The sequence below is a fragment of the Marinobacterium sp. xm-m-383 genome (genome assembly GCF_013283255.1).
GTDB lineage: Bacteria > Pseudomonadota > Gammaproteobacteria > Pseudomonadales > Balneatricaceae > Marinobacterium_E.
The window spans coordinates 315,683-339,219 of record NZ_WBYT01000002.1; the positions used below are offsets into that span (position 1 = coordinate 315,683).

At 49.0% G+C, this 23,537-nt stretch carries 24 protein-coding genes; 16 read left to right on the forward strand and 8 right to left on the reverse strand.

Annotated elements, in window-relative coordinates:
• Positions 1-46 precede the first annotated feature (46 nt).
• Positions 47-2,524, reverse strand: coding sequence for an ABC transporter permease (locus tag XMM383_RS05165; RefSeq protein WP_173494633.1), 2,478 nt, complete (start codon positions 2,522-2,524; stop codon positions 47-49).
• Positions 2,521-3,204 (reverse strand): ABC transporter ATP-binding protein, encoded by a 684-nt coding sequence (locus XMM383_RS05170; protein WP_173484107.1) that lies wholly within the window; start codon positions 3,202-3,204, stop codon positions 2,521-2,523. Before XMM383_RS05170 ends, XMM383_RS05165 begins: the two co-directional genes overlap by 4 nt.
• Before the next feature lie 94 nt (positions 3,205-3,298).
• On the opposite strand from XMM383_RS05170, the gene XMM383_RS05175 reads away from it, so the two are divergent.
• Positions 3,299-3,907 carry an arylesterase gene (locus tag XMM383_RS05175; protein ID WP_254443080.1) on the forward strand — a complete coding sequence of 203 codons (609 nt, stop codon included), beginning with the start codon at positions 3,299-3,301 and terminating at the stop codon, positions 3,905-3,907.
• A 48-nt stretch (positions 3,908-3,955) separates the two neighbouring features.
• Here the strand turns inward: XMM383_RS05175 and XMM383_RS05180 are convergent, their stop codons facing one another.
• Entirely contained in the window at positions 3,956-4,540 is a 585-nt protein-coding gene (locus tag XMM383_RS05180) for a superoxide dismutase (RefSeq protein ID WP_173481742.1), read from the reverse strand.
• A 214-nt stretch (positions 4,541-4,754) separates the two neighbouring features.
• Between XMM383_RS05180 and XMM383_RS05185 the strand changes: the two genes are divergently transcribed.
• Positions 4,755-5,039 carry a hypothetical protein gene (locus tag XMM383_RS05185; protein WP_173481743.1) on the forward strand — a complete coding sequence of 95 codons (285 nt, stop codon included), beginning with the start codon at positions 4,755-4,757 and terminating at the stop codon, positions 5,037-5,039.
• On the opposite strand, the gene nudE is transcribed toward XMM383_RS05185, so the two are convergent.
• Entirely contained in the window at positions 5,040-5,585 is a 546-nt protein-coding gene (gene nudE / locus XMM383_RS05190) for an ADP compounds hydrolase NudE (protein WP_173481744.1), read from the reverse strand. It abuts the gene before it with no gap.
• Between the two features lie 40 nt (positions 5,586-5,625).
• Here nudE and yrfG point away from each other — a divergent pair, with 40 nt between their 5' ends.
• The 7 genes from yrfG to zapE all read left to right on the forward strand — a co-directional run bounded on the left by yrfG (position 5,626) and on the right by zapE (position 11,914).
• Positions 5,626-6,288: a GMP/IMP nucleotidase gene (gene yrfG, locus XMM383_RS05195; RefSeq protein WP_173482561.1), complete on the forward strand. Its 663-nt coding sequence runs from the start codon at positions 5,626-5,628 to the stop codon at positions 6,286-6,288.
• A complete protein-coding gene (gene hslR, locus XMM383_RS05200; protein ID WP_173481746.1) occupies positions 6,285-6,665 on the forward strand; it encodes a ribosome-associated heat shock protein Hsp15 in 381 nt (126 codons plus the stop codon). The genes yrfG and hslR overlap by 4 nt, the downstream gene beginning before the upstream one ends.
• A gap of 67 nt (positions 6,666-6,732) precedes the next feature.
• Positions 6,733-7,611: an Hsp33 family molecular chaperone HslO gene (gene hslO / locus XMM383_RS05205; RefSeq protein WP_173481747.1), complete on the forward strand. Its 879-nt coding sequence runs from the start codon at positions 6,733-6,735 to the stop codon at positions 7,609-7,611.
• 186 nt (positions 7,612-7,797) lie between these two features.
• On the forward strand, positions 7,798-9,345 hold the full coding sequence (locus XMM383_RS05210) for a phosphoenolpyruvate carboxykinase (protein ID WP_173481748.1): 1,548 nt from the start codon (positions 7,798-7,800) through the stop codon (positions 9,343-9,345).
• Positions 9,346-9,520: 175 nt separating this feature from the next.
• A complete protein-coding gene (locus tag XMM383_RS05215) occupies positions 9,521-9,802 on the forward strand; it encodes a hypothetical protein (protein WP_173481749.1) in 282 nt (93 codons plus the stop codon).
• Positions 9,803-9,836: 34 nt separating this feature from the next.
• A complete protein-coding gene (locus XMM383_RS05220) occupies positions 9,837-10,319 on the forward strand; it encodes an Ivy family c-type lysozyme inhibitor (RefSeq protein WP_173481750.1) in 483 nt (160 codons plus the stop codon).
• A 200-nt stretch (positions 10,320-10,519) separates the two neighbouring features.
• Entirely contained in the window at positions 10,520-11,914 is a 1,395-nt protein-coding gene (zapE, locus tag XMM383_RS05225) for a cell division protein ZapE (protein ID WP_217362096.1), read from the forward strand.
• Between the two features lie 39 nt (positions 11,915-11,953).
• Here the strand turns inward: zapE and XMM383_RS05230 are convergent, their stop codons facing one another.
• The gene (locus XMM383_RS05230) at positions 11,954-12,910 is read right to left on the reverse strand and encodes a hypothetical protein (RefSeq protein ID WP_254443081.1); all 957 of its coding nucleotides are present in this window, start codon (positions 12,908-12,910) and stop codon (positions 11,954-11,956) included.
• 137 nt (positions 12,911-13,047) lie between these two features.
• Between XMM383_RS05230 and trxA the strand changes: the two genes are divergently transcribed.
• The 5 genes from trxA to ybaK all read left to right on the forward strand — a co-directional run bounded on the left by trxA (position 13,048) and on the right by ybaK (position 17,683).
• Positions 13,048-13,374 (forward strand): thioredoxin TrxA, encoded by a 327-nt coding sequence (gene trxA, locus XMM383_RS05235; RefSeq protein ID WP_173481753.1) that lies wholly within the window; start codon positions 13,048-13,050, stop codon positions 13,372-13,374.
• A 180-nt stretch (positions 13,375-13,554) separates the two neighbouring features.
• Positions 13,555-14,814 (forward strand): transcription termination factor Rho, encoded by a 1,260-nt coding sequence (gene rho, locus XMM383_RS05240; protein WP_173481811.1) that lies wholly within the window; start codon positions 13,555-13,557, stop codon positions 14,812-14,814.
• An 83-nt stretch (positions 14,815-14,897) separates the two neighbouring features.
• Positions 14,898-16,376: a 4-hydroxy-3-polyprenylbenzoate decarboxylase gene (gene ubiD / locus XMM383_RS05245; protein ID WP_173494634.1), complete on the forward strand. Its 1,479-nt coding sequence runs from the start codon at positions 14,898-14,900 to the stop codon at positions 16,374-16,376.
• 77 nt (positions 16,377-16,453) lie between these two features.
• Positions 16,454-17,188 (forward strand): NAD(P)H-flavin reductase, encoded by a 735-nt coding sequence (locus XMM383_RS05250; RefSeq protein ID WP_371731531.1) that lies wholly within the window; start codon positions 16,454-16,456, stop codon positions 17,186-17,188.
• A gap of 15 nt (positions 17,189-17,203) precedes the next feature.
• A complete protein-coding gene (gene ybaK, locus XMM383_RS05255; RefSeq protein ID WP_173481756.1) occupies positions 17,204-17,683 on the forward strand; it encodes a Cys-tRNA(Pro) deacylase in 480 nt (159 codons plus the stop codon).
• A 22-nt stretch (positions 17,684-17,705) separates the two neighbouring features.
• Here the strand turns inward: ybaK and XMM383_RS05260 are convergent, their stop codons facing one another.
• On the reverse strand, positions 17,706-19,646 hold the full coding sequence (locus XMM383_RS05260; RefSeq protein WP_173494635.1) for an acetoacetate--CoA ligase: 1,941 nt from the start codon (positions 19,644-19,646) through the stop codon (positions 17,706-17,708).
• A 149-nt stretch (positions 19,647-19,795) separates the two neighbouring features.
• Positions 19,796-21,715 (reverse strand): FAD-dependent monooxygenase, encoded by a 1,920-nt coding sequence (locus tag XMM383_RS05265; protein ID WP_173481758.1) that lies wholly within the window; start codon positions 21,713-21,715, stop codon positions 19,796-19,798.
• A 180-nt stretch (positions 21,716-21,895) separates the two neighbouring features.
• Between XMM383_RS05265 and XMM383_RS05270 the strand changes: the two genes are divergently transcribed.
• Positions 21,896-22,312 (forward strand): MarR family winged helix-turn-helix transcriptional regulator, encoded by a 417-nt coding sequence (locus XMM383_RS05270; RefSeq protein WP_254442855.1) that lies wholly within the window; start codon positions 21,896-21,898, stop codon positions 22,310-22,312.
• Positions 22,313-22,380: 68 nt separating this feature from the next.
• Here the strand turns inward: XMM383_RS05270 and XMM383_RS05275 are convergent, their stop codons facing one another.
• Positions 22,381-22,965 carry a TetR/AcrR family transcriptional regulator gene (locus XMM383_RS05275; protein ID WP_173481759.1) on the reverse strand — a complete coding sequence of 195 codons (585 nt, stop codon included), beginning with the start codon at positions 22,963-22,965 and terminating at the stop codon, positions 22,381-22,383.
• Positions 22,966-23,053: 88 nt separating this feature from the next.
• Between XMM383_RS05275 and XMM383_RS05280 the strand changes: the two genes are divergently transcribed.
• A complete protein-coding gene (locus XMM383_RS05280; protein WP_173494636.1) occupies positions 23,054-23,536 on the forward strand; it encodes a cytochrome b in 483 nt (160 codons plus the stop codon).
• Position 23,537 lies beyond the last annotated feature (1 nt).

Below are 23,537 nucleotides of genomic sequence, written 5' to 3' on the forward strand. Positions count from 1 at the left end.
TTAATGAAAAATAACACTACTCCAATAGTGGAATTAGCCGTTGTTATTACCCATTGGATTTAAGAATGGCATAGCACTGCTCTATCTTAAGTGGAGCACGCAGCAGACTGGCTATCGCAATAAACGCGAAACTGGCCAGTATTGGCAGAGTGAGCCACAGCTCCCAGTGAGCAGAGAGCGGTATCTTCAACAAAAACTGATTCATGGCTGCCAAGGTGATCTCTGCACTGAACACAGCGAGTGAGCCACACACCAGACCCAAAAGACCAAACTCCAAGAGATCAAGCTGTTTGGTCTCAGTCGCTCTTGCCCCTAATGTTTGCAGCAGTGCCACCTCAGTTTTACGCTGTTCTAATGCTTGGAGCAGGGTGATAGTGACCAGAATAAGGCCAGTCGCCAGCGTCATAATCAACACAAAGGCCGAGCTTTCAGCGAGTCTTTCTAACCAGCCAGCGAGCTGTTTCATCAGTTGATCGATATCGATCAAGGTTAACGACGGGAATTCGCGAAGCAGTTCGTTCGCTTGTGCTTTGCGCTCCTCGGCCAGTTTAAAGCTGGTGATCCATGTGCCCGGATAAGATTGCAGTGCTGCTGGCGAGAAAATGACGTAGAAGTTGGGTTGGAAAGATTCCCACTTCACTTCACGCACACTGGTGATGACACCACTGACGGGTTGGCCACCGACGTCAAAGCCGAGCTTGTCACCCAGTTTAAGCCCTAGATCCTCCAGCATGTCCCGCTCGATTGAGATCTGGTGCTCGCTAGAGTCTGAATCCCACCACTCACCTTGGATGATCTGGTTATGCACCGGTGGTTGCTGGCGCCAGGTCAGGTTTAACTCACGGCGTAGAGAGTTATCCTTTAACTGCTCTTCGTTTAGCTGAGGTCTGATCGGTGCATCGTTAAGGTCCACTAATCGCCCGCGTATCATGGGATAGAGTTCGGTATCAATGTCGCGATCTGCCAAAAACTGATCGACCCCTGGCTTTTGCCACTCCTGGATATTGATTAAGAAGTAGTTCGGCACGTCTTCAGGGAATTGCGCTTGCCACTCTTTGACTAAGTCCTGACGAGCCACCCAGATAACGCTCAACAACATCAGTAACAGAACCATGACACCCGCTTGTAATCGGTGCCATTTACGTTGCTGGCGCAAACGCATGGTGAGCAAACGCCCAAGGGCAAGGCGGTTAGCTAAAAAACGCCCGAGGCTATGCAAAATCAGTTGGGCCAACCAACCGAACAGCAGGCCGCTGATACCCAGCATGATCAGTAAAACCGCAGCAGCGGCAGGCGCCGCCAAAAATAGCAGTAAGACAGCGCTTAGCAGTACCAGACTGATGAGGTAGAGCCCCCAGCTCGCTTTTTGAGTCGTGTTCGTCTGGTCGCTTCGTAGTAACTGTGCAACTGGGACCTTGGCCTGCTCCAGTGCGGGAGGCATGCCGAGTAGAAGTAGCATCGCATACCCCAACGCAGGGCCTATTATGTAGCTACTCCACTGCGCGTTAGGGAGCGCTTGTGGAAGCAGACCGGATAGCCAGATATCGGCTAGGCCAGCGAGAAGAGCGCCAGCCATCCCGCCAATCACTGCGATAACGGTTGCGGCTATGCCAAGTTGCCAAAAATAGAGCCTTACTAAGGCGTTGGGTGTTAACCCCATGCTTAAGAAGAGCGCGCTGCGACTCTGCTGGGCATGTCCGAAACGACGCAGTGCCAACAGAATGGTCAGTGATGCAAGCAGTAGGGTCGTCAGTGAACTCAAACGAACATAGGAGAGGCCGTTAGCGAGAGCGTTACCGGTGACCGGTTGATCATTGATCAGTGACAGTATCCGCTCGTGGTTCTCCAGCGTCGGTTTTAGTCGTGCTTCGAAGGTTTTAAGCTGATCATTGTCACCACTGATCAGTAGACGGAACTCGGCTCTAGAGCCAGGACCCAGTACCGCGCTCTTCTCAAGATCTTGCTGATTGACCAGAAGATGTGGGTTGAGTGTGTTGAAACCGCTGCCTCTATCGGGGGACTGCTTTAACCTGGCGGTAAGCACTAGATCGGCGTAACCGAACTGCAGAGTGTCGCCAATCGACAGGCCTAGTTGATCAATAATGCGCTCTTCAGCCCATGCGGTTCCCGGCTCAGGTACCGCTACTTGCATAGGTGGATCAGTAATCACCTCTCCCCTGAGCGGGTAGGGATCAGAGATTACTTTGGCTGAGCTTAGGATGAGGTTGTCACCAGCACCGACCATGGTGGGAAATTGAATCACTCGGGTGGTGGTTAGCCCCAGCTCTTCAGCTAGGTCCGTGCGTTGTTCATTAATGGGTCGACTGGATCGAACGACTAGATCGGCCCCTAGCACTGAGGCACTCTCTCTGAGGAGGCCACTCTCTAAACGATCACTGACGATCGATAAAAAGCTGGTCAGTGTCACAGCGAGTAGAGCCGCAAGGATTAATACTCGCCACTCAATGGTCCGCAGTTGGACCCACAGCTGACGCCTTGCAATACGGGGGATGGCAGAACTCATGATAGCTCCTCGATAGCCCCATTACTCAGTTGAATTCGACGCTGACAGCGTTTCGCTAGCTCAAGGTCGTGAGTGATCAATATCAGCGTTGTGCCCTGTTGTTCGTTCAATGAGAAGAGTTGTTCAACGATCTGTTGACCTGTCGCTTCATCGAGGTTGCCGGTAGGCTCATCGGCAAAGAGCAGGGCAGGGTTGCCTGCAAAAGCACGCGCTATCGCCACGCGTTGCTGTTCGCCACCGGACAGTTGTGAAGGGTAGTGATCAGTTCGATCACCCAGCCCGACGTTTTGTAGCCATTCTGACGCTGTCGACTCCGCGTTGGGTTGCTGGCGAATCTCAAGGGGTAGTGCGACGTTGTCCTGTGCTGTTAGCTCGGGCAGCAGGTGAAAGGATTGGAAAATAAAGGCAATTTTATCGGCTCTGAGTTTTGCTCGTTCTGCATCCGACAGTGACTCTAAAGGCTTGCCTTCAAATTCGACTGTCCCAGAGGTGGCCGTATCCAACCCCGCAAGCAGACTGAGTAGCGTCGATTTACCGGCGCCAGATTTACCGATGATCGCTATCGTCTCCCCGGCATTAATGGTTAGGTTGAGATTGACGAACAGATCCAGTGTTCCGCTTCCGGTCTTAAACTGTTTTCCCAGCTGTTTTGCTTCAAGTAGAACGGAGCGGCTAGTCATGGTGTCCTCTTAATGATCCAATAGTCTTCTAATACCCTTACGACTATTATTAATTTTGGGTTTGTTACGTCGCTTTTAAAGGTTCGAGGTCGTTTTGTTAAAGAATTTCATACTGCACTTATTCATCGCTTTTTGGTTAGCGCTGCCGGTTAAGGCAGCGGATATTATGGTGTTGGGAGATAGCCTCTCGGCCGGTTATGGATTAACCCCGGGTGAAGGTTGGGTAGAGTTGATGGAACAGCGTTTGGAAAGTTCCGGTCTGACGTTATTAAATGCCAGTGTCAGTGGTGAAACCACAGCCGGGGGGCTGGCGCGACTTCCCGATCTGTTAGAGCTACACGAACCTAAATGGGTCCTGCTTGAGTTAGGAGCCAATGACGGTTTACGCGGTACTCCTCTGAATATTATTCAAACCAATCTTGAAGCTTTGGCCAGTAAGATTACTGAGTCAGGTGCAAAGCTGATTGTGATTGGTATTCAGCTACCGCCCAACTATGGTCCACGATACACCCGCGCTTTTTTTAATCTATTCCCCCAGCTGGCTGAAACATTTGATGCACCACTCGTGCCATTCCTGTTAGAGGGCGTGGCGACCGATTGGGATCTGATGCAGTCAGATGGCCTACACCCTAAAGCGGTCGCTCAGCCGATCATTCTTGAGACCGTGATGAGTGTTGTGGGACCGGAAATAGGCGTGCAGTAGACAATAAAAAAGAGAGCCGAAGCTCTCTTTTCAATGACGGGCTACTGATTAAGCCGCTAGGTTTGCGTTTGCAAAGTCCCAGTTCACAAGTGACCAGTAACCGTTTAGGTAGTCTGGACGTACGTTGCGGTAATCGATGTAGTAAGCGTGTTCCCAAAGGTCTACAGTCAGGATCGCTGTTTGACCGTTAGTCATTGGCGTGCCTGCGTTGCTAGTGTTTACGATCTCTAAAGAACCGTCAGCGTTTTTAACCAACCAAGTCCATGAAGAACCGAAGTTGTTAACCGCTTTGTCGTTTAGCTCTTCTTTGAACTTGTCGAAAGAGCCCCACTGAGCGTTGATCGCGTCAGCAATAGCGCCTGTTGGCTCACCGCCACCGTTTGGTGATAGGCAGTTCCAGTAGAAGGTGTGGTTCCATACCTGTGCTGCGTTGTTGAATACGCCGCCAGCTGGTGCCGTTTTGATGATCTCTTCTAGAGATTTACCTTCAAACTCAGTACCTGGTACTAGGCCGTTTAGCTTAACCACGTAAGTGTTGTGGTGTTTGCCGTGGTGGAATTCTAGAGTTTCAGCAGAGATGTGTGGTTCTAGTGCATCTTTTGCGTATGGCAGTGCTGGAAGTTCAAAGCTCATTTTATGCTCCAATCATTTCAGTTAGTCAGGGCATAAAAACCCTGGCGGTAAGTTAGTGGATGCGATCATATCACCTTTCGCCCGACTATTAATGGCACAAAAAGTAATGTCTTTAGATCACTCGGTTGTTTCGTATCTGCAACTAAAGATAGCTGAAATTATGTTCACCTCTGATTACAATGCGGCCATCTTGATCATTTACAAGGCTTAAAGCATGTCAAAGGTTCTGTTGTGGATCGCTGTTGTTATGGGCGCCATCTACATTGTTCGTGTTAACTACTTTGGATCCAAAACCTACGAACCGTTTATGAACGGTTGTCTGGTGTCAGGTGCCTCTGAAGCGCGCTGCAGCTGTCTAACCGATTATGTCCACGAGCGCTTTGACGACTTGGAAGTCGGTCGCATTCTGCGTAGTGATCGGTCTGATGCTGGTTTTTCTGAGCGCGTGGATCGCGTTATTGCAGCTGGTACGTTGGCCTGTAAGTCTGCGGATCAGTAACTACTGCTCGGCAAGCCATTGCTTGACCAGAAACAGTGCGGCAATGGCTCGCCCTTCATGAAAATCACTCTGCATCGCCAGTGTCTCGATATCCGCCAGTGGGTATTTCACAACTTCCAGAGGCTCTGGCTCATCCCCCTCTAAGCGACTCTCATAAAGATCTTGTGCCACAACCAGCGTCAGTGAGTTGCCCATGTAGTTGGGCACCGCGCTCATATTCCGGATAACCTGAAGTTGATTGGCAGCAAAACCCGCCTCCTCTTGAAGCTCACGATTGGCTGCCTGTAGTGCATCTTCGCCAGGATCGATCACCCCTTTGGGTAGTGTTAAGACATAATCATCAAAGCCGGTCGCATACTCTCGAATCAGAACGATGTTCTGTTGGGCATCGATGGCAAGCACCATGACGGCGCCTCGGCCCTTGGATGCCAGGCGTTCAAATCGACGCTCCTCACCATTGCTGAAGCGAAGGTCGACCTGCTCGACATGAAACAGCGCACTCTTCTCTGGCTTAGTGACCTTCAAAATTTCCGGTTTGATCGGCATACTGGTATCCAAATAACGTTTCCTAGAGTGTTCCCCGATTATGCTTCAATGGCAAGAGATAGACACCGTCTTCTTAGATATGGACGGCACCCTGTTGGATCTTCACTTCGATTCACACTTCTGGCTTGAGTTTCTGCCTGCTCGTTACGCAGAGATTCACCAAATCGATGTTGAAGAGGCTAAGAAATATATCCTGTCGAACATTATGGAAGAGCAGGGGACATTAAACTGGTACTGCTTTGACTACTGGAGTGAGCGCTTTCAGCTACCGATTGCTGAGCTAAAACACGAGGTGGCCGATAGGATTGGCTACCGCCACTCTGTGCCCGAGTTTCTAGCTTGGCTTAAACAGAGTGGTCGACGTGTGCTGATTGTCACCAATTCGCATCGGGCAGGGGTTGATTTAAAGTTCTCTCGTACCAATTTAGCGGATGAGGTGCAGGGTGTGATCAGTTCACACGACTATGGCTATCCGAAAGAGTCGCAAGCCTTTTGGGAGGCTCTGATGAAGCATGAACCCTTCGACCCTGAACGTACATTGATGGTGGATGACAGTCTACCGGTTCTACAATCCGCACATGATTTCGGCATCAAGCATCTGCTAACGATTGATCAGCCTGATCTGCAGATGCCCCCACGCGACATGAGTGATTGTGACTTTATGTCGATCAATGATTTTAATGAGGTAATGGTAAACGAATGAGTAGCGGTATCCGTCTAGATAAGTGGCTTTGGGCTGCCCGGTTCTACAAGACCCGAGGCATTGCCAAAGAGATGATTGAAGGCGGTAAGGTGCACTACAACGGGCAAAGAGCAAAGTGCAGTAAAGCGGTTGAGATTGGTGCCAAGCTTAAGATTCGTCAGGGCTACGACGAGAAAGAGATCGAGATCGTTGCACTCTCTGATCAACGTCGTGGCGCGCCAGAAGCTCAAAAACTCTACGTTGAGACTCAAGCCAGTATCAATAAGCGCGAAGAGAACGCTGCGATGCGTAAGCAGTTGGGCTCAGGGCCTGATGCACGACCGGATAAAAAGAGCCGTCGTGAGTTGTTGCGGGTTAAAGGTTATTTACGAGATTGATAGCTGAAACCTGCACCAATTCCGCGTAAAATCGCGCCCCAATTGTTAAATTATTATAGGTCTTCTGATGAGCACACCTGATCAAATTCAACGCGTCCTGTTTGATAATGCCGACGTGCGAGGCGTTGTTGTCGGTCTTGAAGAGAGTTTCCAGCAAGCGATTGCTTATGGTGACTACCCGGATGAGATTCGCCACCTGTTGGGCGAGATGTTGGCGGCGGTTGTGCTACTCAGTTCAAACTTGAAGATCGAAGGTCGTTTGTCACTTCAAGCACAGGGCGACAGTGGACTGCGTCTGCTTCTTGCTGAGTGCAACGATAAAGGCCAGGTCCGTGCGATTGCTCGTTTTGACGAAGAGACTCTAAAGCACGGCGAGCGTTTCGATCACTCCTTTGTTAATGGTCGCATGGCGCTGACCATGGAGCCTGAACAGGGTCAGCGTTACCAAGGCATTGTACCGCTTGAAGGGGCGAGCGTTGCCGAGTGTATCGAAGGCTATTTCCGCCAATCAGAGCAGCTACCCACGCAACTGATTCTGACCACCGATGGTCAGCGTGCCGCTGGCATGATGCTGCAAGTGTTACCGGCTGCTGGCAATGGTGATGAGGATTGGAATCACATCTCTACTCTGGCGCAAACCCTGCAAAACGATGAGCTACTCGAGTTGGATAACGAGACACTGTTGTATCGTCTATTCCACCAAGAGAGCGCACGTATCACAGATCCTGAGCCGTTAAGCTTCTCGTGTGACTGTTCACGTCAACGCAGTGCAGCCGCTCTGCAAACGATGACCGAAGAGGAGCTTCTGAGCCTTGCTGAAGAGCATAACGGTGTCGTATCAACAACTTGTCATTTCTGTAATCGCAGCTATGATTTTGATGCGCAAGACATTAAAGCACTGTTCCACAACGATGGGGCATTGAACGAGAGTGACTCGTTACACTAAAGGTTATCGATCTGGGGGTTTGTTAGAGCCCCCGGCTATGAGATAATCGCGCACCTACAAAAAGAGTTGGCCACGACCTTTCAAACCAACCACCAATAATATTATTTAAATTATTTTCCGCGTTCCGCCCTCTTTGAGGACGGTAACTTTTAGGTACAAATGGGTTAAAGCCCAAGGGATCAGTTGATGACTAAAGAGTCAATCGCAGAGAATCACCTTAACCTGACGCCTGCCGCGTTGGTTGAGGCTGCTATCGCACGCAATGAAGGCGTACTAGCAAACACAGGTGCACTTGTCGTTACTACCGGTAAGCGTACAGGTCGTTCACCAATGGATCGTTTCATCGTCCAAGAGCCAAGCACATCCGATGCCATCTCTTGGGGGCCAATCAACCGTCCATTCGACGCAGACAAGTTTGATGCATTATGGGCGCGTGTTGAAGCGTACATTTCTGAGCAAGAGTCTTTCACTTCTGAAGTGCATGTCGGTTCTGATCCAAGTCACTACCTTGCAGTGCGTATGACCACTGAAACTGCATGGCAAAATCTTTTTGGTCAAAATCTCTTCATCCGTCCAAGCGACTACAACCCTAAGGGTAAAGAAGAGTGGCAAATTCTTAACGCTGCTGGTTTCGAGTGTGAGCCAGAGCGTGATGGCACCAACTCTGATGGCTGTGTCATTCTGAACTTCGCACAACGTAAAGTGTTGATCGCCGGTATGCGTTACGCGGGAGAAATGAAGAAAGCGATGTTCTCTGTACAGAACTTCCTTCTACCTGAAAAAGACGTGCTACCAATGCACTGTTCAGCGAACATTGGTGAAGATGGCTCAACGACGCTCTTCTTCGGTCTTTCAGGTACTGGTAAAACAACCCTTTCTGCAGACCCAAGCCGTTACCTAATCGGTGATGATGAGCACGGTTGGGCGAAAGGCGGTGTCTTCAACCTAGAAGGCGGTTGTTACGCTAAGACAATCAACCTTAGCCAGAAAAACGAACCGATCATCTGGGATGCAATCCGTTTTGGTGCAATCGTCGAGAACGTTGTTCTAGACGAGTGTCGTGAAGCGGATTACAACGATGTCAGCCTGACAGAGAACGGTCGTTGTGCCTACCCGTTGAGCCATGTTGAGAAGCGTTCGGCGACTAATATGGGTGACGAGCCAGATAACATCGTATTCCTAACCTGTGACCTAACCGGCGTACTGCCTCCTGTCTCTATCCTGAGCAAAGAGGCAGCGGCGTACCACTTCCTATCTGGCTACACAGCGTTGGTTGGCTCTACAGAGATGGGTTCAGGCGGCGGCATCAAGTCGACCTTCTCAACCTGTTTTGGTGCACCATTCTTCCCGCGTCCACCAAGCGAGTACGCAGAACTACTGATCAAGCGTATCGAAGAGTACGGCTCTAAAGTTTACCTAGTGAATACCGGTTGGACCGGCGGTAGCTACGGTACAGGTGAGCGTTTCAGCATCCCAACGACTCGCGGCATTATCTCAGCGATCCAACACGGACACCTTAAAGATGTGGAAACTAAGCACATCCCTGGTCTAAACCTAGAAGTGCCTGTGACCGTTCAGGGTGTTGATGACAACCTACTTGTGCCACGTGATACTTGGGCAAACGGCGCCGATTATGATGCTGCTTGTGCCGATCTGACCGCACAGTTCGTTAACAACTTCGAAAAATTTGAAGGTGTTGATGAGAAGATCATTGCTGCAGGCCCTCAAATTTAAGAGGCTGCAAGCAGTATAGAGAGGCGACCTAAGGTCGCCTTTTTTATTGCTGTGAAAACTAATTTCGAACTTAAACCTTGGGTACTCCATGTAAGAAACACCTGGCTTTGGCGGTGTAAGTTAATCTGTGATTCAATAGAAAAAAATATCAAGGGTTTAAAGGAGGGTCTGAACGATGTTAGATGAGGACTTAATCGCAGACTGGCTCGGACCTGTATACCAAATACTTCGTTGGCTTGGTTTTTCTGAAGCTTGGCACTTTGGTGGGTTGTTCATCTTCTTCGCTGTAGGCTTCATTGTTTCCATAAAATTCACGTCCAAAAAACCAGCCATAACTTTGAACCAATCTGAAATCGATGCGGTTCGCGAGGCAAAAAATAAGAAGGGGTTGTCAGGAATACTTGCAGCTTTCAAAGCAGGTGAACAAGTGGGCAGCAGAAACAAAAAAAATAAATGAGACTGATATCCACTCAGGACAGAGGGGCTCTTCTATGAACAATCAAATAGCAGCTGTGTTGAGCGTGTTAATGCTAGCGGTTCCAGTTCAAGCCGAAGAAAACCCAACGCGTGACGATTTCTCCGATGTATTAAAACAACCAATGCCTGACTATCTCACAGACGTGATCGACAAACCGGACTATCGGATGAAATGGAACGGTCTGTTTGAAGGCGAGGTTGGTGTAGATCAGTGGTTGGCTGAATACCTGGACAACGGTGCCGTGGAGCATCCAGTTGAGTACGTAGAGGAGGGCGGTTTCGTTTTTGAAATTTATAGTCTGTGTGAGCCTCACAACTGTTGGGGTAGCAAATTTACGTTTGTCGTCTCCAAAACATGCCCTCTAGTTCATGGGGTGATGACTAGTTTCGACGAAGTGACTCGCCAATTCGGCGTAAAGCTGAAGTTCTATGATGGGGACAAGCCAATTTATGTTCTGCCTCAGTTTGCAGACCTTTGCAGAGCTGAGCTCAAATAACTCTCGTTATCAACTATAGCCAAAAGGTTATCAGACCGATAAACAGATCTAATTTCATATTACTGAGGCTTGGGGGTAAATTTTAACTATCTAACAAACAGGAGAAACGCGATGAGTGGTTTCAATGAAAGACTTGATCATATATTGCCTACCATACCGTATTACTGATCAGATTCATGATGAGTACGGTTAGGAAGAATATGGCAGCACAACATTTCGTCACCCAGCAACCCCTATCGATAGGCCCCGTGACTGAGACCTATGAACGAATGGTGGATGCGGGGGAGGTGCAACGAGATGAGGCACAAGTCACACTAGCCGCAAAACTCGATGCTCTGCATGATTCGCTTGCCTTGCTACCGCCAGTCCCTGTGGGTTCTGATAAATCGATAGCGAGCAGTACTACTAGCAACAGCCCGCTTCCACTTGGACGATCTTTGGTCTCCGCTCAGTTCTCTCTTCGAAAGAAACTCAATTTGTGGTCTTTTAGTCCACCACCGCGCGGTATCTATATTCATGGTCCGGTCGGAGTCGGCAAGAGCTTTCTAATGGACCTCTTTTACGCGTCGGTTAAGGCTTCTATTACCAAGCGCCGCGTCCACTTTCATGAATTCATGCTAGACGTGCACCATCGCCTATTTGTCTTCAAACAGAAGCACCCACTAGATGATGTGATGCCTGTTGTTGCACAACAATTGGCACAGGAAGCTCAACTCCTCTGTTTTGATGAATTTCAAGTAACCGATGTTGCCGATGCCATGATTTTGAAGCGACTGTTTTCATTATTATTGGATAGGAATGTCGTAGTGGTCGCCACCTCAAACCGCTCCCCGGATACATTGTATGAGGGAGGCATTAACCGATCCCTCTTTTTGCCATTCATAGACATGTTAAAAGACAGGTTCGACATTATCTCCATGGAGGATTCCGCCAGAGATTATCGACTCGAAACTCGAGCAGATGGTCATTCCTATTTTTGGTCAAACAAGGATGTACATGGCAATAACAACATTCAGTCGCAGCTTAAAGATATATTTGGTGGCACTGTATCGGGAACTGAGGACGAGGTCATTGACGTACGCTTCGGCCGCACCGTCCAGGTCAAACGACATAATGACCGGTGCGCCTGGTTTGATTTTTCCGAGTTGTGTCACCAGCCGCTTGGCGCGTCCGATTATATTTCCCTTTGCGACCGATTTCCGGTCCTCATCATCGACGGTGTTCCGCAATTAGACGTCAATCACCTTGACGAAGGGCGACGATTTTTGACCCTCATTGACCTGTGTTATGAATCTCGCACCCGCTTGGTGCTGGCAGCCAACGTCCCACTCGATGAACTGTTTGTCGATTTCTCAGCGCAAATTGAACGCAGCGATGGCAATGAAGAGTTGTTTGTTAGTGAAAAAGGGGGCAACTCAAGCTCCTTTGCGACGACCATGATTCGTTCCAAAGAGGGTGAAGATATGGAGTGGTCGGCAACGGGTCTAAATGGCGCGTCACTGGCAAAATTATCGGCCGCCAATGATCTAGCCTTCTCTTTTCGACGAGCCGCGTCTCGGTTGGTCGAAATGAGTGGTAAGGATTGGGGGCGGTAAAAACTTCAACGACTCAAAGCCGCCTCTCAGTTTTTAATATTACTCCTGCTTTCTCATGAAGAATCGATAGAAGGTTTGATCTGATATCAGAGGTAGTAGCCGCGTTAGTAGGGCAATGATAATCAGTGCAAAAGCCAATCTAGCCCAGAGTATGCCGTGCAGTTCTGCACCGGTTAGTGCGATCAGTAGGGTATCTTCAATCAGGCTGTGACACAGGCCAAGAAGGGCAAAAGAGGCAAAAATATCGCGTCCACTGATGGTGCCTCGCTCTGCTTCACGAATCAGTAATCCGCCACCATAGGCTAATCCCAGTGTCATCCCTATTAAGCTCATCGGTAGGGCTTCTCGTTTAATACCAATCAGTTTGAGAATCGGTCTAAGTAGATATTCGATGGCGCGCTCTAAACCCGTCACTTTGGCAATTCTTAGAACGGCTACCAAACCAAAAATGACGACAACGGTCCAAAATAGCATCTCGAGTTGTGCACTTAGCCACGCGGTCCAACTGTTGTCACCAATCTCTGGGGCAAAATCGAAGCTAACCAGCTGCTGCATGCTGGGCATATCTTGGTAGACCCAGTGCATACAGATCGCAAGCCCGAGTGCGCCGCCGATGCGAATTAGAATCATCGGCAATAATCGGCAACCCCCTCGATAGGTGATGGCGATCTCAACAATCAAGTTGTGCGCACCCAGCATCAGGATGCCCATCAACGTAATCTGCTCAAGTGTCCAGGCTTGTGAGTAGGTGAATAGGACAATTAAGCCTGCGTAGATGTTGGTGAGCAGCGTGGTGGCCCATACAATGCCGGCAATGGCTGGTAGACCTAGCCACTCCATAGGTGCACTGAGTGTGTCGGCTAAGAAGTCGGCTGCACCGATTAGCTCCAATAGGCGTACAATGACGATGGCTGGGATGAGTATTTTGAACAGGGTCAGGGTAACGCGAACACTGTCCTCTGTGACTTCACGCAGGTGTTTCATTAGTGGATTCATCACAGTTCTCGACATCATTCCCATTATTGGTGAGCAGATGCTATTATTGCGCAAGTTATTTTGCAATTTAAGGTTGATGTCTTGTTAAGACAAGTCTTGCAACCGCTTCGCGTAAAACGCATTGGAGATAAGAACAGATGAGCGAAAACATCCTAAACGTAACTGACGCAAGTTTCGAAGAGGACGTCCTAAAGGCTGAAGGTCCAGTACTGGTTGATTACTGGGCAGAGTGGTGTGGCCCTTGTAAGATGATTGCACCGGTCCTAGAAGAAGTTGCGACTGAGTACGCGGGTCGTTTGAAAGTGTGTAAGTTGAACATCGACGAAAACGCTGAAACCGCTCCTAAGTTTGGTATTCGTGGTATTCCAACACTGATGATCTTCAAAGGCGGCAACGTTGAAGCAACCAAAGTTGGCGCACTGTCTAAGTCGCAGCTAACGGCGTTTGTTGACGCAAACATCTAAATATTAGGTAAAAGGCGGGATATCCCGCCTTTTCTTTGTCTATTGGCTAGACAGCACCACCAACTGGTTATATATTAACTCCGTTGGTTGATTTCTGACCAACCCAAATAATCTTCTTCTAATTTCAATCATTCCTGTCTCGCGGCTCTCGTCGTGCACGACACTATTCATAACGAAAAAATGAACCTTACCGAACTCAAACTAAAAAGCATGCCTGAACTGCTCGATATCGCAGCAGAAATGGGCCTAGATAACCTTGCTCGTTCTCGTAAACAAGATGTCATCTTCTCGATCCTTAAGAAGCACGCCCGCAGTGGTGAAGATATTTACGGTGACGGTGTTCTTGAAATCCTACAGGATGGCTTCGGCTTCCTTCGTTCAGCGGACTCCTCTTACCTAGCTGGACCTGATGATATTTATGTATCGCCAAGCCAGATTCGTCGTTTCAATCTGCGCACGGGTGACACCATTGCCGGAAAGATCCGCCCACCGAAAGACAGTGAGCGTTACTTCGCACTGCTTAAAGTGGCTGAGATCAACTACGACAAGCCTGAAAATGCCAAGAACAAAATTCTGTTTGAGAACCTTACGCCACTCTTCGCTCAAAAGCGTCTGCGTATGGAGATCGGTAACGGTAGTACAGAAGATATTACCGCTCGTGTCTTAGACCTAGTGACTCCGGTTGGTAAAGGTCAGCGTGCATTGGTGGTTTCTCCACCTAAAGCCGGTAAGACACTGATGCTACAGAACATTGCTAATAGCATCACACGTAACAACCCAGAGTGTTACCTGATTGTTCTTCTGATTGATGAACGTCCGGAAGAGGTAACCGACATGCAGCGTACGGTGCGTGGTGAAGTGGTAGCTTCAACGTTTGATGAGCCGCCATCACGCCACGTACAAGTGGCTGAAATGGTGCTAGAGAAAGCGAAGCGTCTAACCGAGCACAAGAAAGACGTTGTCATTCTACTTGATTCGATTACCCGTCTAGCCCGTGCCTACAACACGGTTGTGCCTTCTTCGGGTAAAGTACTGACCGGTGGTGTCGATGCGCATGCACTTGAGCGTCCTAAGCGTTTCTTTGGTGCGGCACGTAACATCGAAGAGGGTGGTAGCTTGACGATCATTGCTACGGCTCTGGTTGATACGGGCTCTAAGATGGATGAAGTCATCTTTGAGGAGTTCAAAGGTACTGGTAACGCCGAAGTTCACCTGGATCGTCGCGTTGCTGAGAAGCGTGTCTTCCCTGCGATCAACATTCGTCGTTCAGGTACGCGTCGTGAAGATCTTCTTACAACAGAAGAAGAGCTCCAACGTATGTGGATTCTGCGTAAGCTGTTGGATCCAATGGAAGATGCGGCCGCAACTGAATTTGTCATCGATAAACTGAAGGACTTCAAGACCAACGAAGAGTTCTTCCTTTCGATGAAGCGTAAGTAATCAATCTGAGCGTTTATTTGGCTTAGTATTGAAACAGGGCGAGCATTTACCACTCGCCCTTTTTTGTTTTTGCCGAGGATTGTATGGCGACACCTAAGTACAGAGATCTGCGTGATTTTATTAGCCAGCTGGAAGCTCGTGGTGAGCTTAAGCGAATAACGCATCCTGTCGACCCCAATTTAGAGATGACAGAAATCTGTGACCGCACGTTAAAAGCCGGTGGTCCAGCACTGCTGTTTGAAAACCCGGTTGGTTATGACATGCCGGTATTAGGCAACCTGTTTGGTACACCTGATCGCGTTGCACTGGGCATGGGGGAAGAGTCCGTTTCGGCACTGCGCGATGTCGGTAAATTGCTGGCGCAACTTAAAGAGCCTGAACCACCCAAGGGCTTTAAAGATGCACTGGACAAAATACCGCTCTACAAACAAGTGCTGAATATGGGGCCTAAGGTAGTCAAAAAGGCGCCCTGTCAGGAAGTGGTACTTGAGGGTGATGCTGTCGATTTGGATCTGATTCCGATTCAAACCTGCTGGCCAGGTGATGCTGGTCCTTTGGTGACCTGGCCATTGGTCATTACTCGCGGCCCAAACAAAAAGCGTCAAAACCTAGGTATCTACCGTCAGCAGAAAATTGCTAAGAACAAACTGATCATGCGCTGGCTGTCGCATCGCGGTGGTGCGTTGGATTTTCTTGAGTGGAAGCAACAGCATCCAGGCGAGCCGTTCCCGGTTGCGGTGGCTTTGGGTGCGGATCCGGCGACCATTCTGGGCGCTGTGACACCGGTTCCCGATACTCTGTCCGAGTACGCTTTTGCTGGACTGTTACGGGGTGGGAAAACGGAAGTGACGTCCTGTATTGGTAGCGACCTGCAAGTGCCTGCTAGTGCAGAAATCGTATTAGAGGGTTACATCTACCCTGACGAAATGGCGGACGAAGGTCCGTTTGGTGACCACACCGGCTACTACAACGAGGTCGACAGTTTTCCCGTCTTTACGGTGGAACGCATCACGAAACGTGCTGATGCGATCTATCACAGTACTTACACGGGCCGTCCACCGGATGAACCGGCTGTTCTGGGCGTTGCATTGAACGAGGTGTTTGTACCGATTCTGCAGAAGCAGTTCCCAGAAATTGTCGATTTTTACTTGCCACCAGAAGGATGCTCTTACCGCATGGCGGTCGTCAGTATGAAGAAGCAGTACCCGGGTCATGCTAAGCGTGTGATGCTGGGTGTATGGTCCTTCTTGCGTCAATTCATGTACACCAAATTTGTTGTCGTTGTGGATGAAGACGTGAACACTCGTGACTGGCAGGATGTCATCTGGGCCATTACTACGCGTATGGATCCGGCTCGGGATACGGTGATGATTGAGAATACCCCGATCGACTATTTGGACTTTGCATCCCCTGTGTCTGGGTTGGGTTCCAAAATGGGATTGGATGCGACCAATAAGTGGCAGGGCGAAACGGATCGTGAATGGGGAGAGCCCATTACCATGGATGAGTCGGTGAAACGTCGAGTAGATGATATCTGGGCTGATCTTGGAATCGACGACTAAGTCCCCACTATTTAGTTACCTGACTAGAGTAAATTGTTAATTCACGCATCGCGTGGACTGTTATTTGGAGAGTGAACGTGGCAAGGAAAGTTACGACGATTTTATCGGCTGATCTGTTAAATAGGGATGTTTACCGTATCCGCCTTTTGCTTCCTGAGTCTGAGCAAGCGGGCGCTGAATTTAAAGCGGGACAGTATCTAGATATCTGCCTGCCAGACGGGAAAAAAGCTTCATTCTCTATTGCCTCGGCACCCGAGGCAGGTCGTGAATTAGAACTTCACATTCGCCATATGCCTGACAGTGAGTTTAACGATTCGATTGTCCAACATCTGCTGCATCAACCGAGCGTTGAAGTGGAGTTGGCGATGGGCGACTGCACCATCAATCTAGATGAGCTCAATGACGATCAGCCCATCATCTTTGCTGCCGCAAGTACCGGTTTTTCACAGGTGAAAAGCATTGTTGAGCACCTGATCGCCAGAGCGCGCAAAAATCCGATCCATGTCTATTGGGGTGCCCGGGTTGAAGAGGATATGTACCTCGAAGCGTTGCCGAAGAGCTGGGCAGAGCACCACGCCAACATTCACTTTATTCCTGTCGTTAGTGAACCAGATAAGAGCCCGGGTTGGAGTGGACGTACGGGCTTACTACCAGCGGCCATTGTGGAAGATGTTGACGACCTGACAAAAGCAGAGGTGTTCGCATGCGGATCGCCGGCAATGGTGTATGCACTGTTGGATGCTTTAGAAGAGCAGGGCTTTACTCAGAGTCAGATGAAATCTGACGTGTTTGCCTACGCTCCGCGTCCTTAATCATTAAATTCACCTATGACCCCTGCTATTGATGCTGCCAAAAAGGCAAAAATATCCTTCAATACGCATCAGTATGAACATGCACCCGGGGCCGCTTACGGCCTCGAAGCTGCAGATAAGTTAGCCCTCGACCCAGGTCAGGTTTTTAAAACTTTGATGCTTGAGACTGACCGAGGCCCAAATGCGCTAGCGGTCGCAGTCATACCAGTAGCAGCAACGTTGGATCTCAAAGCCGCAGCCAAAGCGCTAAAACAGAAAAAAGTATCGATGGCGGATCCTCAGGTTGCTCAGCGCTTAACCGGCTACTTGGTTGGAGGGATCAGTCCACTGGGGCAGAAGCGAGTTTTTGCTACCTTAATTGATCAGAGTGCCGAGTCTTTGAAGACTTTGTATGTCAGCGCTGGCAGACGTGGACTTGAGATTGAGTTGGCACCAACTGACCTGTTGAGAGTCACACAAGGTCAGTTTGCAGCGATTGCTAAGTTTAAAAATTAATTAGTTTGGGTCGTTTTAATTCCTAAACTCCTAACCCTTCAAACAGCTCTAACGCCTCTGGATTAGCCAGTGACTCTCTATTTTTAACCGGCTCGCCAACCAGCACGTTGCGTACTGCTATCTCAACGATTTTTCCGCTTTTGGTTCTCGGGATGTCCGTAACCGCTTTGATGATACCGGGTACATGTCTCGGCGTGGTGTTGTTGCGGATGGTGCGTTTTATCTCGGCCACTAGGTCGTCGGTGAGTTCCAGGCCGTCTGCGAGCACGACATAGAGCGCTACCACGACATCATCCTCTTTGGGTAACCCGACGCAGATGCTATCGGTGATTCCCGCGACCTTTTCGACTTGACGGTAGATCTCGGCTGTACCGATTCGGACACCGCCTGGATTCAATACCGCGTCAGAGCGACCGTGGATGATCACGCCCTTTCGTTTTGTCAGTTCAGCGTAATCACCGTGCGCCCAGATGTTATCGAAGCGTTCAAAGTAGGCTGCTTTGTAACGTTCACCCTGCGGATCATTCCAAAAACCGATGGGGCGGCTAGGGAAGGGGGCTGTACACACCAATTCACCCTTCTCCTCGAGCAAAGAGTTGCCTTCATCGTCATAAATATCAACGGCCATACCTAAGCCTCTGGCCTGTAACTCGCCTGAGTAGACGGGGAGGGTCGGCACACCCAACGCAAAGCATGAGACGATGTCGGTTCCGCCTGAGATAGAGGCCAGATGAAGGTCTTGTTTAACTGAGTCATAGATAAACTCGAAACTTTCCGGTGAGAGTGGCGATCCGGTCGAGAGTATCGATCTAAGCTGAGCAAAGCTGTGGTGCTGATTGGGTAAGTAACCGGCATTCTGAATCGCGGCTATGTACTTGGCGCTGGTGCCGAAGGCAGTGATCTCCTCTTGCTCCACGATGTCCCACAGTGCCGAGGCAGTCGGGTGGAAAGGGGAGCCATCAAACAGAACGAGTGAAGCACCAACTGCTAAACCAGATGCCATCCAGTTCCACATCATCCAACCGCAGGTTGTGAAGTACATTAACCGGCTGTCAGGGCCTAAGTCTGTATGTAGGGCTAGCTCTTTCATGTGCTGGAGCAGTGTTCCGCCAGCGCCATGCACGATGCATTTAGGAACTCCTGTCGTGCCCGATGAGTAGAGGATGTAGAGCGGGTGATCAAAAGGGAGTTCAACAAAATCGATGTCGCCGGCTTGGTCGTCCAGTGCCTCTGACCAAGGCTGTGCTCCCTTGATCCCCGTTAGATCGGGTGAATCATTCAGAAACGGGTAGACCACGACCCCTTCTACACTGGGAATGCGATCAACGATCTCCGGTAGTTTGTCGAGGTTGTTAATCTGTTTGCCTGCGTAGTGGTAGCCATCTACCGTAAAGATCAGTTTCGGTTCAACTTGCCCAAACCGGTCGACGATGCCATTGACACCAAAGTCAGGTGAGCAGGAGGTCCAAACCGCTCCCAGTGCTGTGGTGGCCAACATCGCAATGATCGCCTCTGGCGCATTGGGTAGGTAACCTGCAACACGATCGCCGGCGCCGATATTCATCTTTTTCAGGTAGCCCTGTACCGATGCAACCTGCTGAAAGAGCTCTGCATAGGTCAGCGTTCTGCGTTTGCCATTCTCACCCCGAAAAATGATCGCAATGCTGTCATCGCGACGTTTTAATAGATGCTTGGCAAAGTTGAGCTTGGCCCCTTCAAACCAACGGGCGTCACGAATTCCAATCCCGGTTTGTAGAACCTCTTGTGCTGGCTGACTGAACTCAATATCGAGAAACTGGCACACCGAGCCCCAAAACTGATCGGGCTGATCGATACTCCACTGCCACAGATCATCATAAGTCGACAGTGCCAGTGAGCAATGGTCGTTCACGCGGTTTTGGAATTCGGTTAAGCGTGCAGCTGCAATGCGTTGATTACTTGGCTGCCATAGCAGTTTAGACATGAGGTTACCTAGGGTTAAGACACTATAAGAACCTTAAGTTAAGGCGTTCATTCACTCAAGCGGAAAAACAGCGGAATTCACTTCGCGAAACCGTTGATGTGCGCAATAAAAAAGGCACCCTGAGGTGCCTTTGATCCTTGGATCTGAACTTAGTTCTGCTCAACAAAGATGTTGGAGAAGAAGTCGGCCAATTCGTCGGTTGCCGATAGTGGCAGTACGTGTGCGATGTACTGGTCTGGACGAACGACGATCATACAGCCTTGCTCACGATCGATACCGCGCATATCGAAGATGTCGCCATTACCTTTATGATCAACACAGAAGACTTTCTCATGATCCTGGATACCCAGCTTGCCCTTCTTAGGAATCAGTAGAGAAGGCATTTTATCGTAATCCAAGTCGTAGAATGTCTGCTGGAATACAGCGCGAACATCAATGACTGAATCGATGTCAGCACCTGACTTGGTGTACTTAACAACCGGTGAGTTGCTGTCGTTCTCTAACCAGTCCGCTAGCGTATGAATGGCAGAGCTTGAGCTGGTGTCGTTTTTGCCTGCAAATGCGTAGATTCTCCAACGAGCATCGGCCTGAGCTGCGTGACCAAGTTGCATGTGCTTAGCATCTGATAGGCGTAGAACCGGCGCTGAGTGGAAACGACGTCCAATCTCTTCTCCTGTTGCTAGTGCTTGGTAAGTTTGTGCACCGGTTAGAATTGATTCATCATATTTAACGGCCAGACCGCCGGTGAACTCCAGATTCTCTTTGAAGGCACGAACGAAACGAGGCTCATCGCCTTTATCCAGTTCAGACGTACCAGGAGGTGCCGACATGATGCGCGCCCACTCGTGGTCGGTCTCAACAAGACGTTTCGCTTCTGTCCAACGCTCTTTAGAGTAAGTGTGTAGTAGAGATGCGTCTGATTGACCAGTCAGTACGTGGACTAACTTCCAGCCTAGGTTGAAGGTATCTTGCATTGATACGTTCATACCCTGACCCGCTTTCGGGCTGTGCGTGTGACAGGCATCGCCCGCAGTGAATACGCGAGGGTTGCGAGTTGCACGCTCTTCATCAGTCACATCATCGAAACGGTCCGTCATGCGGTGACCAATCTCGTAAACAGACCACCAAACAACCTCTTTCACATCGATGCTGTATGGGTGCATGATGCGGTTAGCCGCTGCGATCGTGTCATCCGATGTGAACTTGCGGTTGGCAACGCGCTCATCTTCTTTTAGTTTATCCAGCTCCACGTACATACGGAACATGTAACCACCTTCACGAGGAAGGATCAGTACGTTGCCCTCAGTGGCAGAGGTGATCAAACATTTCTGGCGAACATCAGGGAAATCTGTGTTAGCTAGGATGTCCATTACACCCCAAGCCTGGTGAGCAGCATCGCCGTGCAGCTCGCCACCAATGGCGGTACGAACGTTAGATCGTGCACCGTCACAGCCGACCACGTAGTTAGCGCGAACAATCTTCTTCTGGCCTTTGTTTACACCGGTGTTCACCAGAGTCACTGTCACTGGGTATTCATCAAGAGATGGGTTTACTTCCAACGTCTCTACCGACCAGTTGTAATCTGGTTGCATACGCGTCGGTGAGTTATCCATCACCTCAAGGAACCACTGGTGGATGCGTGACTGGTTAACAATGATGTGAGGCATTTCAGATGAGTCATCAGCAACATCCTGTACACGGCCAATGCGTTGGATATTCTTTGGATTTTCTGGGTCTGGCATCCAGAAGTTGGTCTGGTTTACCCAGTAAGCTTCACGCTTAACGGCATCGGCAAAACCAAAGGCTTGGAACATCTCCATGGTACGCGTGTTGATACCATCGGCTTTACCTTTTTGGATATTCATTGGGCTTGGTTCAACGATCATCGTGCTGATCTCGGGGAACTGAGAGAGCTGAGCCGCCAGACAGAGGCCTGCAGGGCCTGTACCTGCAATCAGTACATCGACTTTTTCAGGAAGAATGGCATTAGGTGCGAATTCGCGACGGTTAGGTGCAGCATTTTTGCGATCTGGGTTACCACCACGGAAACCATCTTCGTAATATTGCATCACTAGACTCCTTATTATCTTCTGTCTCTTAGTGCGGCTCAGAGAACCTTGTTAGTAAGTATGCTTACTATTTGTGCTCATAGTGTAACCAAAGTTTTATGTGGTTGTAAACTAGTAAGTATACAAACTAGTTCTTTTCAAATAGGATGGAACAAACAGTAAAAAGTGTTGGAGAACGAGTTGTCCTACTACGAGATGCCTGGTCACCTGATACGTCGCTTAAGTCAGCAGTCGAATCAGGTGTTTCAAGATGAGATGAAGCGTATCGGTGCCGATGTCACGTCGGTGCAATTTGCCTCAATGCAGGCAATAGAGTTGCATGGCGAGATGGAGCAGTCACAGATCGCGCAGTCGATTCACTACGACAAAGCGACGATTGGAGGCGTGATTGATCGACTCGAAAAACGTGGTTGGGTAGAGCGTAAATCAAACCCCAAAGATCGACGCGCTAAATTGGTGACGCTAACCAAAGAAGGGCGTAAGGCTCTGGAGGAGATCACCCCAGTGGTTAAGGCGTTGCAGGATCAAGTGGTAGCCAATTTAAGCGACGATGAACGGGAGCTTTTTATTAAGTTGGCGCAAAAGGTTGTCTCTTAGTATTGACGGTTCGAGCCTATTAATGAGGGTCCGATAACGGCACATAGCCGCCGCTCACATTTGATGGGCTAGCTCAGTAAGACATCAATCAATTTGAGGGATAATTGATTGCCACTAGTTACTAAATCGAAGCTTTTATCACTCAATCCCCATCGTACCGCCTGCCCCTGTATTAACGATGTTAAATATTTGGCTATATCAGGCACTGTAATTTCCGATTGGTCACGACCAATGAGTGCCTCTTCAATCAAGGATGTGAGATGGCTATCAAACACAAACAGTGTTTCTCTGATAATCGTTCGCAGCTCTTCATTCTCAGTGTTTAACTCACGTGAAAAGAGGATCAAGGGCAATGCGGGTGTATTCTGAATAAGTTCAAGCTGGCAACGGACTAATCGAGCAACTCGCTGTTTAGCATCCACCTCTTTGGACAGGAGTAAGTTTTCAGTCCATGCGCTCTTCAGACCATCAGTAACTTTGCGAATTGCTGCTACCCACAACTCATCTTTATTTTTGAAATGGCGGAAAACCGTTCCCTGCGTGACTCCAATTCGCGCTGCGATATCACTGGTAGTAAGGCGGTCTGGACCGATTTCATAAGCCAACTCTAGAAGCGCATTGATAAGTTCATCTTTGCGCTTTGTTGCGGACATTCTTTTTAGCAAAACGTTTTCTCTTGTAAGTAATTAAATACTAACATAACATTAGAACTATCTAATTAATAGTTAAAGGACCCAAACAATGTCCAATCAATTACGCTGGTATAGCAAAACTCAAATCGTACTCCATTGGATTACAGTAGCCCTAGTTATAGCTCAATACGTGCTTCATGACTCTATTGTAAACGCTTGGGAATTCATCCAATCAGGCAAGTCTGTTTCATTTGATCCGCTGGTGCTATCACACGTAGCTGGCGGTATTTTTATAGCAGTGATTGTACTCATACGATTGCGTTTGAGGTCAATAAACACCCATGAAACAAAAGACTTACTGGGCAACAGATTATCGAACATAGCGCATAAGCTTCTCTATGCAATTTTACTCATGATGGTACTTAGCGGCGGAGTGGCATGGTTCTTCAATATTGAAGCTGCGGCCTATGCACATAACCTTTTCAAAGTATTACTTTTAATAACAGTTCTTGGGCATGTTTTAGCTGCCCTTTACCATCATTTCATAATGAAAGATGGTTTATTGAATCGAATGTTTCTTGCAAGGAAGTAAC